Genomic DNA, 17,372 nt, shown 5'->3' on the forward strand with positions numbered 1-17,372 from the left:
GGGTTGCCTTACTGGCAAGCCTCACAATCCGGCTCGTCAATCGCGCAAGCCTTTGGCACTGGGGCCGGGCCGGCAGGTGCTGCTTCGGTTGGGCGCGGGGCGGTGATCGCCGAGTCGTCCGGGCCGTGGCCGCCGCTCGATACTGCGTTGAGCTTGCCGGTGTTGACGGTGGACTTCTCGGTGCTGGTCGCGGCCAGGGCACGGAGGTAGTAAGTGGTTTTCAGACCACGGTACCAGGCCATGCGGTAGGTCACGTCCAGCTTCTTGCCCGAAGCGCCAGCGATGTACAGGTTCAGCGACTGAGCCTGGTCGATCCACTTCTGACGACGGCTTGCCGCGTCGACGATCCACTTGGTGTCCACTTCGAAAGCAGTCGCGTAAAGCTCCTTGAGCTCCTGCGGGATGCGCTCGATCTGCTGTACCGAACCGTCGTAGTACTTCAGGTCGTTGATCATGACCGAGTCCCACAGGTCGCGGGCCTTGAGGTCGCGAACCAGGTACGGGTTGATCACGGTGAATTCGCCGGACAGGTTCGATTTCACATACAGGTTCTGATAGGTCGGTTCGATCGACTGCGACACGCCAGTGATGTTGGCGATGGTGGCGGTCGGTGCGATGGCCATGATGTTCGAGTTACGGATACCTTTCTGCACACGGGCACGTACCGGCGCCCAGTCCAGGGTTTCCTTCAGGTCGACGCTGATGTACTTCTCGCCACGCTGTTCGATCAGGATCTGTTGCGAATCCAGCGGCAGGATGCCCTTGGACCACAGCGAACCCTGGAACGTCTCGTAGGCACCGCGCTCGTCGGCCAGGTCGCAGGACGCCTGGATCGCGTAGTAGCTGACCGCTTCCATGGAGGTGTCGGCGAACTGCACGGCAGCATCGGAACCGTACGGGATATGTTGCAGGTACAGCGCGTCCTGGAAGCCCATGATGCCCAGGCCGACCGGACGGTGGCGCAGGTTGGAGTTCTTGGCCTGGGGTACCGAGTAGTAGTTGATGTCGATCACGTTATCGAGCATGCGCACGGCTACATCGACGGTGCGCTTGAGCTTGTCGGTATCCAGCTTGCCGTCGACGATGTGGTTCGGCAGGTTGATCGAGCCCAGGTTGCAGACCGCGATCTCGTCCTTGTTGGTGTTCAGGGTGATCTCGGTGCACAGGTTCGAGCTGTGAACCACGCCCACGTGCTGCTGCGGGCTGCGCAGGTTGCACGGGTCCTTGAAGGTCAGCCAGGGGTGGCCGGTTTCGAACAGCATCGAGAGCATCTTGCGCCACAGATCCTTGGCCTGGATGGTCTTGAACAGTTTGATCTTGCCTGGGTATTCGGTCAGCGCTTCGTAGTGCTCGTAACGCTCCTGGAAGGCCTTGCCGGTCAGGTCGTGCAGGTCCGGTACTTCGGAGGGCGAGAACAGGGTCCACGGGCCGTCATCGAAGACACGCTTCATGAACAGGTCAGGGATCCAGTTGGCGGTGTTCATGTCGTGGGTACGACGACGGTCATCACCGGTGTTCTTGCGCAGCTCGATGAACTCTTCGATGTCCATGTGCCAGGTTTCCAGGTAGGCACAGACCGCGCCTTTGCGCTTGCCGCCCTGGTTGACCGCAACGGCGGTGTCGTTGACCACTTTCAGGAACGGTACGACGCCTTGCGACTTGCCGTTGGTGCCCTTGATGTACGAGCCCAGCGCACGAACCGGTGTCCAGTCGTTGCCCAGGCCGCCGGCGAATTTGGACAGCATGGCGTTATCGTGGATCGCGTGGTAGATGCCCGACAGGTCATCCGGCACGGTGGTCAGGTAACAGCTGGACAGCTGTGGACGCAGGGTACCGGCGTTGAACAGTGTCGGGGTCGACGACATATAGTCGAACGACGACAGCAGGTTGTAGAACTCGATGGCGCGGTCTTCACGGGCTTTCTCTTCGATTGCCAGGCCCATGGCCACGCGCATGAAGAAGATCTGCGGCAGCTCGAAACGCACGCCATCCTTGTGGATGAAGTAACGGTCGTACAGGGTTTGCAGGCCCAGGTAAGTGAACTGCTGATCGCGCTCGTGGTTGATCGCCTTGCCGAGTTTTTCGAGGTCGAATTCGGCCAGCACAGGGTTGAGCAGTTCGAACTTGATACCGGCGGTGACGTAGGCAGGCAGCGCCTTGGCGTACAGGTCGGCCATTTCGTGGTGGGTGGCGCTGTCGGCGACACCGAGGAAACCCAGGCCTTCGGCGCGCAGGGTGTCCATCAGCAGGCGGGCGGTGACGAACGAGTAGTTCGGCTCGCGCTCGACCAGGGTACGGGCGGTCATCACCAGTGCGGTGTTGACGTCTTTCAGCGCCACGCCGTCGTACAGGTTTTTCAGGGTTTCGGTCTGGATCAGGTCGGCGTCGACTTCAGCCAGGCCTTCGCACGCTTCGGTAACGATGGTGTTCAGACGACCCATGTCCAGCGGCGCAAAGCTGCCGTCGGCGCGGGTGATGCGGATCGACGGGTGAGCCTGGACCTGCTCCTCGGGTGTACGAACGGCACGCTCTTTGGCGCGCGAGTCACGGTAGATGACGTAGTCGCGAGCTACTTTCTGCTCGCCGGCACGCATCAGCGCCAGTTCGACCTGATCCTGGATTTCTTCGATGTGGATGGTGCCGCCCGAAGGCATGCGACGCTTGAACGTGGCGCTAACCTGTTCGGTCAGGCGCGCAACGGTGTCATGGATGCGCGACGAGGCAGCAGCATTGCCGCCTTCAACTGCAAGAAACGCCTTGGTGATGGCAACGGTGATCTTGTCGTCGGTGTAAGGAACGACAGTACCGTTACGCTTGATCACGCGCAGTTGACCGGGGGCAGTGGCAGACAGATCCTGCTGGGTCTGGCTTGGCTGCGGCGCGCCGGTCGGCGAGTTCTCGCGAGTTGTGTCTGTTTGCATGTGTGACTCCACGTTCTTTAAGTTTGTTCGGGCATTGCTGCCCACCATTTCGTTTAGAGCAGTCAGTCGCAAAAGGCGACCAAAGGGCTCCAAAACGAAGGTGAAAGCGGGGTCTGTCGCCGCTTCCAGGTTTTGAAGCCAAAAAGGACCGGGCTATGCCCGATCCTTCGAAAATCTGATCAAGAGTGCGTGTTCGATGTTGCAAAACGTGTACGGGATAGCTCTGGCTCACACACGAGGGTCTTGGTGCCTAAACTGGCTTGAAGTTCAACCCCTCAGACGCAACAAAAATGCTTGAATTTCCCATTTGAGTTGTGCTGGCGTTTTTATTCAAAACCCCACATGTAGGGTGTGTCTGGTCGCCGGGCTACAAGATAATGCGTTTTGGACATGAATTGCAACGCACCGCTTGTGGATAAAGTGTGTGTAGTTTGTGTATGAATCGCACACCATGCGTGTAGGCCGCATAACTACTGGATCGTGACCGTTTGTCACCGATTTCTGTAGGCACCGGCGATGCACTGCTGATTTTTGAGGGCGCGAACCCTATCACAAAAAAACGCAGCTGCAAGGCCGTTCTGGCATGTCATGTGCTATGCCGCCTGCGGTGTCGTGTGATCCGCGCAAGGGTTGCTACACTCGCCTGCGACGCGATGCCGCAACCCCTGCGTTGCAAAAACAAAAAGCGGTCGATAACGACAAGGAAAGATGGCTGTGGAACCACACACCTGGCACGTATTGATCGTCGAGGATGACCAGCGACTGGCCGAACTGACCAGCGACTACCTGCAGAACCACGGCCTGCGCGTCAGCATCGAAGGCGACGGCGCGCTGGCGGCGGTGCGGATCATCGCCGAGCAGCCGGATCTGGTGATTCTCGACCTGATGCTGCCCGGCGAGGACGGTTTCAGCATCTGCCGCAGCGTGCGTGACCGCTACGACGGGCCGATTCTGATGCTCACCGCGCGCACTGACGACACCGACCATATAGAAGGACTCGACACCGGCGCCGACGATTTCGTCTGCAAACCGGTGCATCCGCGCGTGCTGCTGGCGCGTATCAAAGCCCTGCTGCGCCGCAGTGAAGCGCCGCAGGTGCCGGCTGCCGAGCTGCGCCGTCTGGTGTTCGGGCCGTTGGTGGTGGACAACGCACTGCGTGAGGCCTGGCTTCGCGAGCAGAGCATCGAGCTGACCGGTGCCGAGTTCGACCTGCTGTGGCTGCTGGTGGCCAACGCCGGGCGCACGCTGTCCCGCGAAGAGATTTTCACCGCGCTGCGCGGTGTGGGGTACGACGGGCAGGATCGCTCCATCGATGTGCGTATCTCGCGTATCCGCCCGAAAATCGGCGACGATCCCATTCATCCGCGTCTGATCAAGACCGTGCGCAGCAAGGGCTATCTGTTTGTGCCCGAAGCGGCGCAGGACATGAGCGGCCACGTGTTCAGCGGCTGACCTGATGAATTCGATCTTTCTGCGCATCTACGGTGGCGTACTGTGCGTATTGGTGCTGGTCGCGCTGCTCGGCGTGCTGGCCCTGCATGTGCTCAACCAGTCGCGCGGCGAGCAGTACCGCGAGCGCCTGGCCCATGGCACCTTTACGATCATGGCCGACAATCTGCTGCCCCTCGATGGCATCGAACGGCGCCGCGCCCTGGCAGTCTGGGAGCGACTGCTGGGCATTCCCCTGAGTCTGCAAACCCTTGAACAGGCTCACCTCGACAGCAGCGCACTGGGGCAACTGGCGCGCGGCAAGGTAGTGGTCGAACAGATCGGGCCGCACGCTGCCAGGGTTTATCGTCAGTTGAGCGACAAGGAGCCACTGTTGCTGACCGGCGAAGTGCAGCAGATCACCGAACAACTGGCGAGAGCCACTATTTACCTGCTGATCGATGAACTGGTGCGCTTTCCGGTCGACGAGCAACCGGCGCGCCTGCAGGCCCTGCGCAGCGACAAGGGGTTCGGTTTCGACCTGCACCTGCTGGCGCTGGATCAGGCTGATCTGGACGATGACCAGCGCCGCCGCGTCTATGAGGGCGATACGGTCATGGCGCTGGGCAAGGGCGGCGATTCGATCCGCGTGCTGGCCGGGATCGTCGACACCAACTGGGTGCTGGAAATCGGCCCGCTGTACCAGATGAACCCCTATCCACTGCATTGGCTGCTGCTGATCGCCTTGATGGGCCTGTGTCTGATCGGTCTGGTGGTGTACTTGCTGGTGCGGCGTCTGGAGCGACGGGTGCTGGAGCTGGAAGCGGCGGCCACGCAGATTGCCCAAGGCAGCCTGCACAGCCGCGTGCCGACCGAAGGCTCCGACTCGGTGGGGCGTGTGGCGGCGGCGTTCAACAGCATGGCCGAACACCTGCAGCGCTCATTGATGATCCAGCGTGAACTGGTGCGCGCGGTGTCTCACGAACTGCGCACGCCGGTGGCGCGTCTGCGTTTCGGTCTGGAGATGGTCAGCGACGCCGCCACCCCCGAGGCGCGGCGCAAATACATGCGTGGCATGGACAGCGATATTCAGGACCTCGACAAACTGGTCGATGAGATGCTCACCTACGCGCGCCTTGAGCAGGGCGCGCCGACCCTGAATTTCCAGCGTGTCGATCTGGATGCGCTGATCGATCAGGTGATCGCCGAACTGGCGCCATTGCGTGCCGATGTGCGGGTTTCGCGGGGCGAATGCCTGAGGGCCGAAGAGGGCGAGGCTGCCTGGGTCGAGGGTGAGCCACGCTACCTGCATCGCGCCGTGCAGAACCTGGTGAGCAACGCGCTGCGCCATGCCGACAACGAGGTGCGTATCAGCTATCGGCTGGAAGCGCAGCAGTGCCGTATCGACGTGGACGACGATGGTCCTGGCGTGCCGGAGCAGGCTTGGGAACAGATTTTCACGCCGTTCATGCGCATCGATGACAGCCGCACCCGTGCCTCGGGCGGGCATGGGCTGGGTCTGTCGATCGTGCGGCGGATCATCCATTGGCATGAAGGCCGCGCGCTGATCGGACACAGCGTCAGCCTGGGCGGAGCATGCTTCAGCCTGTCCTGGCCGCGCACGCAGGTGCCGCGTTGAGCTTGCCTTTGTTTGCCGGGCCATTTGCGCGGTTCGGGCGGACCTTGCTGACGGCGGATGATCCGCGTCCGGTGATGACGTTGCCTGATCTGCTGCGCCCCGAGCGTCTTGATCAGATACTGCTGACTGTTTACGGGCCGCAACTGATGCCCGATCAATTGCCGGTGCTGGTGTCGCAGTGGGCCAAGTTTTACTTCATGCAACTGATTCCGCCGGTGCTGGTGGCCAGCCTGGTGCATGACTGGCATTGGCCGTTACAGCTGGAGCAAGTGGCGTTGGCGCTGGATGAGCGTGGGGTGCCGAGCGGCATCAGGCTGGCAGGGGAGGGAAGCGTCTGGCGGGGTATTGCGGTTGATCCGTTTCAGCGCTTTGCCGGATTGCTCGATGACAATCTGCAGCCCTTCATTACTTCTCTGAGCGCTTATGGCGGACTGTCGGCTGCTGTGTTGTGGAGCAGCGCCGGGGATTATCTGGAAGGCTGCCTTGCGCAGCTGGCCACCTGCAGTGATGCGTCGCTGGCTGCGGGGCTGGCGCTGTTAAGCGAGAAGAAAAGGCCGGACGGGCGCACCAATCCTCTGTTTCAGACCGTGCGTTATGTGCCGCAGGCGCGAGGTGGTGAACCACGCAGGCAACGGCGTGTGTGCTGTTTGAGTCATCGGGTCGAGTGGGTTGGGCGTTGCGAGCATTGTCCGCTGCCCGGCTGATCAGCCTTCGACGGCGACCAGGCTCAACAGGTGATCGTCCTGCACACTGAATTGACCGTCCAGCTCCTTGCCCGCATGCCACTCGCTGGACAGGTCGATCAGCAGTTGTAGCCGGGCGTGGCCATCGGCGGACCATTCCAGCAGTTGTGCGTCTTCGAAATAGAAACGCTTGTGCACGATGGGGTAGAGCGCCTTGAACAGCGCTTCCTTGATCGAAAAGGTCAGGGTCACGCGCAGTGCGATCTGATCTTCCGGACCCGCCGCCATCTCTGCCAGCTCGGCCGCCGTCAGAATTTCCCCGGCCAGCCGCGAGGCGCGGTCATGGCTCAGCAGGTTTTCCGTGTCCAGCCCCAACCCGCGCCACTGCTCCTTATGCGCAACCACGGCAGCGGCCCAGCCGGTGCTGTGAGTGATCGAACCGCAGACATCCGAGGGCCACACCGGCGCGCGGTCTTCGCCCACTGCAGGAACGTGCAGACGACCATCCAGCTGAAGCATGGCTTCGCGTGCGCAGAGACGACCGGCGAGAAATTCAGTCTGACGCTTGGCCACCGAGCGCTGAATGCTCGCCGGCATCTGCAGCGCACAACGCTGAAAGTCGCCGTCTGCCAGCTTGAGCGGATCAAAATGTCCACTCACCAGTACTGCTCCCGGCAAGGCTTGAGGCAGCGGCCAATGCCGGAGCAGTTCCGGGCAGCAGGCGGGGAGGTGGGATAGTTCAGTCATGGGCGGCATTTTGCCGGGGGAACGGGTTGGAGGGAAGGGCACTAGCAGTAACTATCGTGCGGCGCTCCGCGTCGCAGGACTTTCTGGACGCTGCGCGTCCTCTTTTGCGACGCAGAGCGTCGAGAACTGCATTCCCACGCTGGAGCGTGCGGAACGATCATCTCAACTATCGTGCGGCGCTCCGCGTCGCAGGCCTTTCCGCACGCTACGCGTCTTGACGACGCAGAGCGTCGAGACCTGCATTCCCACGCTGGAGCGTGAGGAACGATCATCTCAACTATCGTGCGTCGCTCCGCGTCGCATGCCTTTCCGGACGCTCTGCGTCCTCTTGGCGATTCAAAGCAAAAAAACTGGTCACACTTTCATTATTTCCACGTACTCGGTCGGAAGGTACCTTTCGCGCCTCTGATGATTCAAGGATGAACACATGGGTCGAAGCAGATACACCATCACCGAACCTGAAAAGCCTCACTTCCTGACCTGCACGGTGGTGGAGTGGTTACCGCTTTTTACCCGGCCTGTTCTGGTAGACATTCTGTTCAATGCCTGGCGCTATCAACAGGCTCATCAGGGACTGCAGCTATTCGGGTATGTCGTACTGGAAAACCATTTGCACTTCGTGGCCCAAGCGCCCGCTCTGGACAAGTGTGTGAGTAGTTTCAAGTCTTTTACGGCTCGACAGATAATCGCAGCACTTGAGAACGCCAATGCCGACAGCACATTGGAGCGTCTGCGGTTCGTCAAGCGCCTGCACAAGAGTGACAGGGTTTATCAGGTCTGGCAGGAAGGAGCCCATGCCGAGCTTGTGTGGAATGAAAAGGTGATGCGGCAGAAGCTCGATTACATTCACCATAACCCGGTAAAGAGAGGTTATGTGGATGTCGGTGAGCACTGGAGATACTCCAGCGCCCGCGATTATGAGGGGCAGCGCGGTTTGATCGATATTCAGCGCTGGTATTAACGCATTGTTGCGACGCAGAGCGTCGAGACCTGCATTCCCAGGCTGGAGCGTGAGGAACGATGATCGTAACTATCGTGCGGCGCTCTGCGTCGCATGCCTTTCTGGACGCTCTGCGTCCTCTTTTGCGACGCAGAGCGTCGAGACCTGCATTCCCACGCTGGAGCGTGAGGAACGATGATCGTAACTATCGTGCGGCGCTCCGCGTCGCAGGCCTTTCTGGACGCTCTGCGTCCTCTTTTGCGACGCAGAGCGTCGAGACCTGCATTCCCACGCTGGAGCGTGCGGAACGATGATCGCAACTATCGTGCGGCGCTCCGCGTCGCATGCCTTTCTGGACGCTCTGCGTCCTCTTTTGCGACGCAGAGCGTCGAGCACTGCATTCCCACGCTGGAGCGTGAGAAACGATGATCCCGACTATCGTGCCGACGCTCCGTGTAGAAGGAACATCTGACAGTCAACCAAATATCTTCTTGAAGAACTCTTTCATGTCCGCCCAGGAGCTCTCATCGGCGGATTTGCTGTAGCCGATGTCCGGGCCGCCGTGTTCGCCGTGGCTCAGGCGGTCGGCGTCGGGGTTGGTGAAGCCGTGTTTGGCGCCGTCGATGCTGACGAACTTGTAGTCGGCCTTGGCGTCGTCCATTTCCTTCTTGAATGCGGTGACGTTTTCAGGGGTGACCATGCTGTCCTTGGCGCCGTGTTCGACCAGCATTGGCACCTTGATGCCCGGTTTAGCCGGAGTGTTGGTGACCAGTGCGCCGTGGAAGCTCACCACGCCCAGCAGCGGTTCACCGCGGCGTGCCGCATCGAGCACGATCTTGCCGCCGAAGCAGTAACCGATCGCTGCGATCTTCTTCGGATCGGTCTGTGGCTGCTTCTTCAATTGCTCCAGCCCGGCGTCAAAGCGCTTGTCGGCGGCATCGCTGTCCTTCAGCGCGGCCTGCATGAAGGCCATCGCGTCTTTCGGGTGCTCGGTGTTTTTGCCTTCGCCGTACATGTCGATGGCCATTGCGCTGTAACCCAGTGCAGCCAGATCGCGGGCGCGGCGCTTGGCGTAGTCATTCAGGCCCCACCACTCGTGGACCACCAGGACGCCAGGGCGCGGGCCTTTTACCGCGTCGTCGTACGCGTAATAGCCCACCAGCTTGGTGCCGTCGGCACTTTTGTAATCGATCTGCTCGGTCTTGATCGCCGCCTGGGCGAGGCCGGTCAGGCCCATCATGATCATTGCAATCCACACACGCATGGTCAGCTCCTTGTTGATGTTTGAGTTGGCAAATAACCATAGCCGATTCTGCTGCACAGGGTGTGGATGACTGTTCAGCGCCGGTTCATGCAGTGTTCAGTCGGGGTTCAGCCCGGCGCGATTACTGTTGGCCCATACCTTGACAGCGTCCCCGAGCGCAAAAGGAGTCGATATGTTGAATCTCAACAAGTTTTTCCTGGCCCTGGCTTTTCTGGGTGGCAGTGCTGCGGTGCAGGCGGGTGATGGTCGGCTTGACGTGGCCCGTATCGAGTTCAGCAAGACCAGCGAAAGGCTTGACGATACCAACAGCTGGGGGCACGCGCTCGGGGAGCAGGCGCATTCCAACGTCTCGGTGGGGACGCTTTATTCGCCACCGGTTTACGGCAGTCTGACGGGCACTCACAATGGTGCGCCTGTCAGCCGCGAAATCCTGCTGGGCAGCTATGATGTGACACAACACGTGCCCGTCAGCGCCCGCCTGTTGAGTACTGATGCGACGATGTCGTTTCATTCTTTGTCTTGAGGCTGCGATTGTGCCTGGGAGAGCTGCATGAAGTTGTTGGTAGTTGAGGATGAAGCGCTGCTGCGCCACCACCTGCGAACCCGTCTGACCGAAGCCGGGCATGTGGTGGAAGCGGTGGCCAACGCTGAAGAAGCGTTGTATCAGGTCGCGCAATTCAATCACGACCTGGCGGTGATCGACCTGGGCTTGCCAGGCATCGGCGGCCTGGACCTGATTCGCCAGTTGCGCACACTGGGCAAGGCGTTTCCGATCCTGATCCTGACCGCGCGTGGCAACTGGCAGGACAAGGTAGAAGGCCTGGCGGCCGGGGCTGACGATTACGTAGTCAAGCCCTTCCAGTTCGAAGAGCTGGAAGCACGGCTGAATGCCTTGTTACGGCGTTCCAGCGGCTTCATTCAGTCAACCATCACGGCTGGCCCGCTGTTGCTGGACCTCAATCGCAAGCACGCGGCACTGGCCGAACAGCCGTTGGCGCTGACGGCCTACGAATACCGCATTCTTGAGTACCTGATGCTCCATCATCAGCAAGTGGTGCCCAAGGAGCGCCTGATGGAGCAGCTGTACCCTGATGACGACGAGCGCGACCCGAACGTGATCGAAGTGCTGGTCGGTCGTCTGCGTCGCAAACTGGACAGCAGCGTGGCCTTCAAACCTATCGAAACCGTGCGCGGCATGGGCTATCTGTTCAATGAGCGCTGTACGTGATTCGTTCGCTTCGCCTGCGCCTGATGCTGGGCGCCGCCACGCTGGCGGTGATCTTCATGCTGCTGATGCTGCCTGCTTTGCAGGGGGCGTTCAGCCTGGCGCTGCGCGGAGCGATCGAGCAACGCCTGGCTTCCGATGTCACCACCATGATTTCGGCCGCGCGCGTCGAAGATGGTCATCTGTTGATGCCGTCTGTACTGCCGGGCGAACAATTCAATCTGCCCGGTAGCCGTCTGCTGGGTTACATCTATAACCGCCAGGGGCAGATGGTCTGGCGCTCGTTGTCGACCGAAGGCGAGAACATCGACTACCGCCCGCAATACGACGGGCAGGGCAGCGAGTTCACCAAGATCAAGGAAATCAATGGCGATGAGTATTTCGTCTATGACGTCGAGATCCGGCTGCTCGGCGGGCGCAATGCCGCATTCAGTATCGTTGCCGTGCAGCCGTTGCGCGGCTATCAGGAAACCATCGACGGCCTGCGCCGCAAGCTTTATCTGGGCTTTGGCGCAGCACTGGCGGTGCTGCTCGGGTTGCTGTGGATGGGCCTGACCTGGGGGCTGCGGGCCTTGCGCGGCTTGAGCCAGGAACTGGATCAGGTGGAAGCCGGCGTGCGCGACAGCCTCAGCGAAGAACACCCCAGCGAACTGCTGCGCCTGACCGACTCGCTCAACCGCCTGTTGCGCAGCGAGCGCGAGCAGCGGATTCGTTACCGCGACTCTCTGGACGACCTGGCGCATAGCCTGAAAACCCCGCTGGCGGTCTTGCAGGGCGTAAGCGAGAACATCGCCAAGCGCCCCGAGGATGTCGAGCAGGCGTGGGTGCTGCAATCGCAGATCGAACGCATGAGCCAGCAGATCGGCTATCAACTGCAGCGGGCCAGCCTGCGCAAAAGCGGTCTGGTAAGGCATCACGTGATGTTGCGGCCCGTGGTCGAAAGCCTGTGCAACACGCTGGACAAGGTGTATCGCGATAAACAGGTCAAGGCCACGCTGGACCTGCCCGAGCACTGCCAGGTGCATATGGAAGAGGGCGCGTTGCTGGAAATGCTCGGCAACCTGCTGGAAAACGCTTATCGGCTGTGTCTGAGCGAAGTGCGCGTCAGCTTCACGCGTTCAACGACCGGCGATGAACTGTGCGTCGAAGACGATGGCCCCGGCGTCCCGCAGAGCCAGCGTGCCCGCATTCTCGAACGCGGCGAACGGCTGGACCGCCAGAACCCCGGGCAAGGCATCGGCCTGGCGGTGGTCAAGGACATCATCGAGAGCTACGGCGCGCAACTGACGCTGGGCGATTCCCCACTGGGCGGCGCGGCGTTCAGGATTCATTTTCTGGCGCAGTGACGATCGTGTTCACCCGGACACCTATCCTTCCTCACGCTCCAGCGTGGGAATGCCGTTCGTGACGCTCTGCGTCACACCTCTGCGCGTCACCGAGCGCTCCCGTCACTGCCGAAAGAAGGCGGATACCCGCCACTGTGTGCTCATTTTTCCCACCATACGGCGGAAAACCGCCACCTCTCCTGTTGAATCCCGACTACCGTTACCAGTGTGCGCCTTGTAATGCGGGGGTTTGATATCAAAATGACTCCATGGCACGCGTATTGCTATCTACATGGCAGAGACCTGCCTTGCGCAGCTCGACAAAACAAATCCCTCCAGTGCAGGAGGGTTAGCGCTTTATAGGCTCGCGTGCATCAGGTGAAGATGCTCGACGACGCCCTTGAGGAAAACTGCAATGACGACTCGTCAGCCCATCTACAAATCCCTCTATTTTCAGGTAATCGTTGCGATTGTCATCGGTATCCTGATCGGTCATTTCTACCCGGACACCGGCAAGGCGTTAAAACCGCTGGGTGACGGGTTCATCAAACTGATCAAGATGGTTATTGCCCCGATCATCTTCTGTACCGTCGTCAGTGGTATCGCTGGCATGCAGAGCATGAAGTCGGTCGGCAAGACCGGCGGTTATGCGCTGCTGTATTTCGAGATCGTTTCGACCATCGCCCTGCTGATCGGTCTGATCGTGGTCAACGTGGTTCAGCCGGGTGCCGGCATGAATATCGACGTCAGCACGCTCGACGCTTCGAAGATCGCTGCCTACGTCACTGCCGGTCAGGACCAGAGCATCGTCGGCTTCATCCTCAACGTGATTCCGAACACCATCGTCGGCGCGTTTGCCAACGGCGATATCCTGCAAGTCCTGATGTTCTCGGTGATCTTCGGCTTCGCGCTGCATCGCCTGGGTGCCTACGGCAAGCCGGTTCTGGACTTCATCGATCGCTTCGCCCACGTGATGTTCAACATCATCAACATGATCATGAAACTGGCCCCGCTGGGTGCGTTCGGTGCCATGGCCTTCACCATCGGTGCCTACGGCGTGAGCTCGCTGGTGCAACTGGGTCAGTTGATGATCTGCTTCTACATCACTTGCGCACTGTTCGTCGTGTTTGTACTGGGCGCGATCGCCCGCGCTCACGGCTTCAGCATCTTCAAGCTGATTCGCTACATCCGTGAAGAGCTGCTGATCGTACTGGGTACTTCTTCTTCGGAATCGGCCCTGCCGCGCATGCTGATCAAGATGGAGCGCCTGGGTGCCAAGAAGTCTGTGGTCGGTCTGGTTATCCCGACGGGCTACTCGTTCAACCTGGACGGTACGTCGATCTACCTGACCATGGCCGCCGTGTTCATCGCTCAGGCGACCAACACGCACATGGACATCACGCATCAGATCACCCTGCTGCTGGTACTGCTGCTGTCGTCCAAAGGTGCTGCCGGCGTAACCGGTAGCGGCTTTATCGTACTGGCTGCGACCCTGTCGGCCGTAGGCCATCTGCCGGTAGCCGGTCTGGCGCTGATTCTGGGTATCGACCGCTTCATGTCCGAAGCCCGCGCCCTGACCAACCTGGTCGGTAACGCTGTTGCCACCGTTGTGGTTGCCAAGTGGGTCGGCGAGCTGGACACCGACAAGCTGCAGTCTGAGCTGGCTTCCGGTGGCTCTGCCATTCTGGAAACCCGCCCTGAAGACGACCTCGGCGTTGCCGAAGGCCCGACTCCAGGCGCTGCAGTGAACACCACCAAAACCGTCTGATACCCTTCAGGCCATAAAAAACCCATCTTCGGATGGGTTTTTTTATGCCTGCTGTTTATCGGAGGACTATTCCGTGCGCGTCTCGCCGCTGAACACCAGCGTCTCGCGGCAGCGGCGGCACAGGTAGCGCCGTCCTTTGCGAACCATGCCATGACGCTGCGCGGTGAACGGGAAGTCGCTGTCGGGGCACGGGCAGCGGTAGATGTAACGGATCACACTGCGCCGCTTGACCGCGTAGGTGTGGCAGCGATTGGGCGGCAGTTCATAGACGCCGCGCATGATCAATTGCCATTCTTCGCCATGTGGCTGGATGCTGCCACCCAACAGCTGATGGGCGATCAGGTGCGCGACTTCGTGGGGCACGGTCTGGCGCAGGAAGTCTTCGGCGTTTTCCTTGTAAAGCTGCGGGTTGAAGCGCAGGAGATTTTCATGCAGGTGAGCGACACCGGCCTTCTGACCGCGCAACTGGAAACTGACCACCGGGCGTTTGAAGGTGCGCTTGAAGAAGGCTTCGGCTTGTTGGTAACAGGTTTCGACGCGTGAATTGAGTTGGTCGGGCATGCTTTAGGGTTCTCCAGTGCGCCAAGTATGCCGCAATGTGGCTAAGCTCTGAACACGCCAGCCGCCCGGTGGTCATTTTTGCTCCAGTCTGTTCGCCTGTCTGAACAGCACGATCGCAGCATATTTAACGAATGGTCGGTTACGGGTAAAATGCCCGGCTTTTCTCAAGCTATCGTCAGCGGATATTTCCATACATGGGCACCCTTTCAGTCAATCAGAACAAACTGCAGAAACGTCTGCGTCGGCTGGCCGGCGAAGCGGTTGCCGACTTCAATATGATCGAAGAGGGTGACAAGGTCATGGTTTGCCTGTCCGGCGGCAAGGACAGTTACACCATGCTCGACGTGCTGATGCACCTGCAGAAGGTCGCGCCGATCAAGTTCGACATCGTGGCGGTCAACATGGACCAGAAGCAGCCCGGCTTCCCTGAACACGTGCTGCCTGCCTATCTGAAAGAACTGGGTATCGAGTACCACATCGTCGAGAAAGACACGTATTCAGTGGTCAAGGAATTGATCCCGGAAGGCAAGACCACCTGCTCCCTGTGTTCACGGCTGCGTCGCGGCACGCTGTACACCTTCGCTGACGAGATCGGCGCCACCAAGATGGCGCTCGGGCACCACCGTGACGACATCGTCGAGACATTCTTTCTCAACATGTTCTTCAATGGCTCGCTCAAGGCCATGCCGCCCAAGCTGCGTGCCGATGACGGCCGCAACGTGGTGATTCGTCCGTTGGCGTACTGCCACGAGAAGGACATCCAGGCCTACTCGGACCTCAAGCAGTTTCCGATCATCCCGTGCAACCTCTGCGGCTCGCAGGAAAACCTTCAGCGTCAGGTGGTCAAGGAGATGCTGCAGGACTGGGAGCGCAAGACACCGGGCCGCACGGAGAGCATCTTCCGCGCCCTGCAGAACGTGCAGCCCTCGCAGCTGGCCGATCGCAACCTGTTCGACTTCACCAATCTGCGCATCGACGAAACCGCAGCATCACGGTTCGTCAATGTGGTGAATATCTGACAATGCTCAGTGGTTGACGGTGAACGCCAGCATGGCTGACAGCTGGCACATCGGCCGACCGCTTTCTGCGTGCCACTGGTTGAAGACGTCCTGCACGATCGCCTGATCGCGTTTGCTGCTCGGCACACGGTCGACGATATCCTGCGCGTTCAGGGCGGCAACCACATCCCAGGTCGGAATGAAGGTGTCCTTGCCGATCATGCGCAGAAAGCGCGGCGCTGACAGGCCGCCCATCTGGTTGCCGTGTTTGGCGATGTACTGCCACAGGCCGGTGATGTTATCGACCGGCCATTCGGCGATGAACGTGCCGAAACTGCCATGCTCCTGCTCGATGTCCAGAATCAGCTGCGCGTTGCGCGGCACGCTCTTGAGCTTGCCCAGGTGACGAATGATGCGCGCGTCCTGCATCAGTCGCTCCAGATGATCGGCGCCCATCAGCACGACTTTCTCCGGGTCGAAGCGAAAGAACACTTCCTCGAACGCTGGCCATTTGGCGTCTACCAGGCTGTGTTTCAGGCCTGCGCGGAAAACCCGCAGGGCCATGGTCGACAGGTAGCGGTCGGCGCTGATGGCTTGCAGTTGTCTGGGTGTCTTGGGGGAGGGCAGATGAGCTTCCAGAGCTTTGGCGGAGCCGAATCGATTCAGGCAATACTCGTTCAGCCATTTGTAGTCGTGCATCGGTTCTCCAAAGAAATTCAACAGGCAGGACAAGGGGTCAGACCGACCCTTGCCCTGCAAGTTTACGATTTAACTGAAAGCCCCCGGCGTTCTGCCGGTTCAACTGCGCGGCGCGTCCAGTTGCACCGCGGTCCTGGCCAGACGCTGGCCCAGTGCGCGGCACAGGTCGGTTTCATGACGGTCCAGCGCGCGCTTGCCGTCGGCACCTGCGTGATGGCTGGGACCGTAGGGCGTGCCACCCCCGGTGGTTTCCAGCAGCGCCGATTCGCTATAGGGCAGGCCCATGATCAGCATGCCGTGGTGGAGCAGGGGCAGCAGCATCGACATCAGCGTGGTTTCCTGACCGCCGTGCAGGCTGGCAGTGGAGGTAAAGACGCCAGCCGGTTTGCCGACCAGTGCGCCGGTCAGCCACAGGTTGCTGGTGCCGTCGAGGAAGTATTTCAGCGGCGCGGCCATGTTGCCGAAGCGCGTCGGGCTGCCCAGTGCCAGGCCGGAGCAGTTTTTCAGGTCGTCGAGGGTCGCGTACAGCGCGCCGCTTTCCGGAATCTCGGGGGCGGTCGCTTCGCAGTCGGCGGAAACGGCGGGCACGGTGCGCAACCGCGCTTCCATGCCGCCCAGTTCGATGCCGCGGGCAACCTGCCGGGCCATTTCGCTGGTGGAGCCGTTGCGGCTGTAATAAAGGACCAGAATGTAGGGTGTGCTCACGGCAGCAGCTCCAGAATGTTCTCGGGTGGGCGGCCAATGACAGCCTTGTCGCCAGCGACCAGAATCGGTCGTTCGATGAGTTTGGGGTGAGCGGCCATGGCGGCGATCAGCTGCTCGTCGCTCAGGCTCGGGTCGGCCAGATTGAGTTGCTTGTAATCGTCCTCGCCGGTACGCAGCAGTTGCCGGGCACCGATGCCCAGCTTGCCGAGCAGGTCGCGCACACTGTCGGCGTCGGGCGGGGTTTCCAGGTACAGGACGATGTCCGGCGTCAGGCCGCGGGCCTGAAGCAGTTCCAGCGCGCCGCGGGACTTGCTGCAGCGCGGGTTGTGATACAGCGTCAGATCGGTCATTTGCTCGTCGCATCTTGTGTGGGTGGCGTATTCTAACCAGCGATGGCACTGTCCGACATATCGAATGGTCAATAGTCGTGGCGTGGGTATAAGTAATTGCAGGTTGAACGGGGCGAGGA

General features: G+C 60.4%; 16 protein-coding genes. 9 read left to right on the top strand and 7 right to left on the bottom strand.

All coding sequences use genetic code 11. The annotated features are described in order from the left end of the window. Positions 1-8: 8 nt before the first annotated feature. Positions 9-2,921 (bottom strand): ribonucleoside-diphosphate reductase subunit alpha, encoded by a 2,913-nt coding sequence (locus KBY08_RS17625; RefSeq protein ID WP_011268604.1) that lies wholly within the window; start codon positions 2,919-2,921, stop codon positions 9-11. A gap of 708 nt (positions 2,922-3,629) precedes the next feature. On the opposite strand from KBY08_RS17625, the gene KBY08_RS17630 reads away from it, so the two are divergent. Genes KBY08_RS17630 through fhuF form a run of 3 tightly spaced genes read left to right on the top strand, consistent with a single transcriptional unit; the run spans position 3,630 to position 6,692 of the window. Continuing rightward, a complete protein-coding gene (locus KBY08_RS17630) occupies positions 3,630-4,373 on the top strand; it encodes a response regulator transcription factor (RefSeq protein WP_024650759.1) in 744 nt (247 codons plus the stop codon). A 4-nt stretch (positions 4,374-4,377) separates the two neighbouring features. Beyond that, complete coding sequence (locus KBY08_RS17635; protein ID WP_060406632.1) at positions 4,378-5,988, top strand: ATP-binding protein; 1,611 nt, start codon at positions 4,378-4,380, stop codon at positions 5,986-5,988. Beyond that, the gene (fhuF, locus tag KBY08_RS17640; RefSeq protein ID WP_003407757.1) at positions 5,946-6,692 is read left to right on the top strand and encodes a siderophore-iron reductase FhuF; all 747 of its coding nucleotides are present in this window, start codon (positions 5,946-5,948) and stop codon (positions 6,690-6,692) included. Before KBY08_RS17635 ends, fhuF begins: the two co-directional genes overlap by 43 nt. Here fhuF and KBY08_RS17645 read toward each other — a convergent pair whose 3' ends face one another. Continuing rightward, on the bottom strand, positions 6,693-7,418 hold the full coding sequence (locus KBY08_RS17645) for a 4'-phosphopantetheinyl transferase family protein (RefSeq protein ID WP_201770229.1): 726 nt from the start codon (positions 7,416-7,418) through the stop codon (positions 6,693-6,695). A 427-nt stretch (positions 7,419-7,845) separates the two neighbouring features. Here KBY08_RS17645 and KBY08_RS17650 point away from each other — a divergent pair, with 427 nt between their 5' ends. Further along, the gene (locus KBY08_RS17650) at positions 7,846-8,379 is read left to right on the top strand and encodes an REP-associated tyrosine transposase (RefSeq protein ID WP_011268600.1); all 534 of its coding nucleotides are present in this window, start codon (positions 7,846-7,848) and stop codon (positions 8,377-8,379) included. Between the two features lie 454 nt (positions 8,380-8,833). Here KBY08_RS17650 and KBY08_RS17655 read toward each other — a convergent pair whose 3' ends face one another. Then, a complete protein-coding gene (locus KBY08_RS17655) occupies positions 8,834-9,622 on the bottom strand; it encodes a dienelactone hydrolase family protein (protein ID WP_003407755.1) in 789 nt (262 codons plus the stop codon). A 172-nt stretch (positions 9,623-9,794) separates the two neighbouring features. On the opposite strand from KBY08_RS17655, the gene KBY08_RS17660 reads away from it, so the two are divergent. The 4 genes from KBY08_RS17660 (at position 9,795) to KBY08_RS17675 (ending at position 13,940) form a co-directional block, all read left to right on the top strand. Next, positions 9,795-10,145 (top strand): hypothetical protein, encoded by a 351-nt coding sequence (locus KBY08_RS17660; RefSeq protein ID WP_003407754.1) that lies wholly within the window; start codon positions 9,795-9,797, stop codon positions 10,143-10,145. 27 nt (positions 10,146-10,172) lie between these two features. After that, positions 10,173-10,850: a response regulator gene (locus KBY08_RS17665; RefSeq protein ID WP_003407750.1), complete on the top strand. Its 678-nt coding sequence runs from the start codon at positions 10,173-10,175 to the stop codon at positions 10,848-10,850. Further along, positions 10,847-12,193: an ATP-binding protein gene (locus KBY08_RS17670; RefSeq protein WP_011268599.1), complete on the top strand. Its 1,347-nt coding sequence runs from the start codon at positions 10,847-10,849 to the stop codon at positions 12,191-12,193. The genes KBY08_RS17665 and KBY08_RS17670 overlap by 4 nt, the downstream gene beginning before the upstream one ends. Before the next feature lie 394 nt (positions 12,194-12,587). Next, positions 12,588-13,940, top strand: a complete 1,353-nt coding sequence (locus KBY08_RS17675) for a dicarboxylate/amino acid:cation symporter (protein ID WP_003407743.1) — start codon at positions 12,588-12,590, stop codon at positions 13,938-13,940. Between the two features lie 66 nt (positions 13,941-14,006). Here KBY08_RS17675 and KBY08_RS17680 read toward each other — a convergent pair whose 3' ends face one another. Then, positions 14,007-14,501, bottom strand: coding sequence for a SprT family zinc-dependent metalloprotease (locus KBY08_RS17680; protein ID WP_111522791.1), 495 nt, complete (start codon positions 14,499-14,501; stop codon positions 14,007-14,009). 194 nt (positions 14,502-14,695) lie between these two features. Here KBY08_RS17680 and ttcA point away from each other — a divergent pair, with 194 nt between their 5' ends. Beyond that, positions 14,696-15,520: a tRNA 2-thiocytidine(32) synthetase TtcA gene (gene ttcA, locus KBY08_RS17685; protein ID WP_011268597.1), complete on the top strand. Its 825-nt coding sequence runs from the start codon at positions 14,696-14,698 to the stop codon at positions 15,518-15,520. A 6-nt stretch (positions 15,521-15,526) separates the two neighbouring features. Here the strand turns inward: ttcA and KBY08_RS17690 are convergent, their stop codons facing one another. The 3 genes from KBY08_RS17690 to arsC all read right to left on the bottom strand — a co-directional run bounded on the left by KBY08_RS17690 (position 15,527) and on the right by arsC (position 17,253). Further along, positions 15,527-16,198, bottom strand: coding sequence for a DNA-3-methyladenine glycosylase I (locus KBY08_RS17690; protein WP_024652778.1), 672 nt, complete (start codon positions 16,196-16,198; stop codon positions 15,527-15,529). Positions 16,199-16,297: 99 nt separating this feature from the next. Beyond that, the gene (gene wrbA, locus KBY08_RS17695) at positions 16,298-16,903 is read right to left on the bottom strand and encodes an NAD(P)H:quinone oxidoreductase (RefSeq protein ID WP_003418197.1); all 606 of its coding nucleotides are present in this window, start codon (positions 16,901-16,903) and stop codon (positions 16,298-16,300) included. Beyond that, entirely contained in the window at positions 16,900-17,253 is a 354-nt protein-coding gene (gene arsC / locus KBY08_RS17700) for an arsenate reductase (glutaredoxin) (RefSeq protein ID WP_024659880.1), read from the bottom strand. The genes wrbA and arsC overlap by 4 nt, the downstream gene beginning before the upstream one ends. Between the last annotated feature and the right edge of the window lie 119 nt (positions 17,254-17,372).

It is taken from the genome of Pseudomonas sp. P135 (assembly GCF_020312125.1).
Taxonomy (GTDB): Bacteria; Pseudomonadota; Gammaproteobacteria; order Pseudomonadales; family Pseudomonadaceae; genus Aquipseudomonas; species Aquipseudomonas fragariae.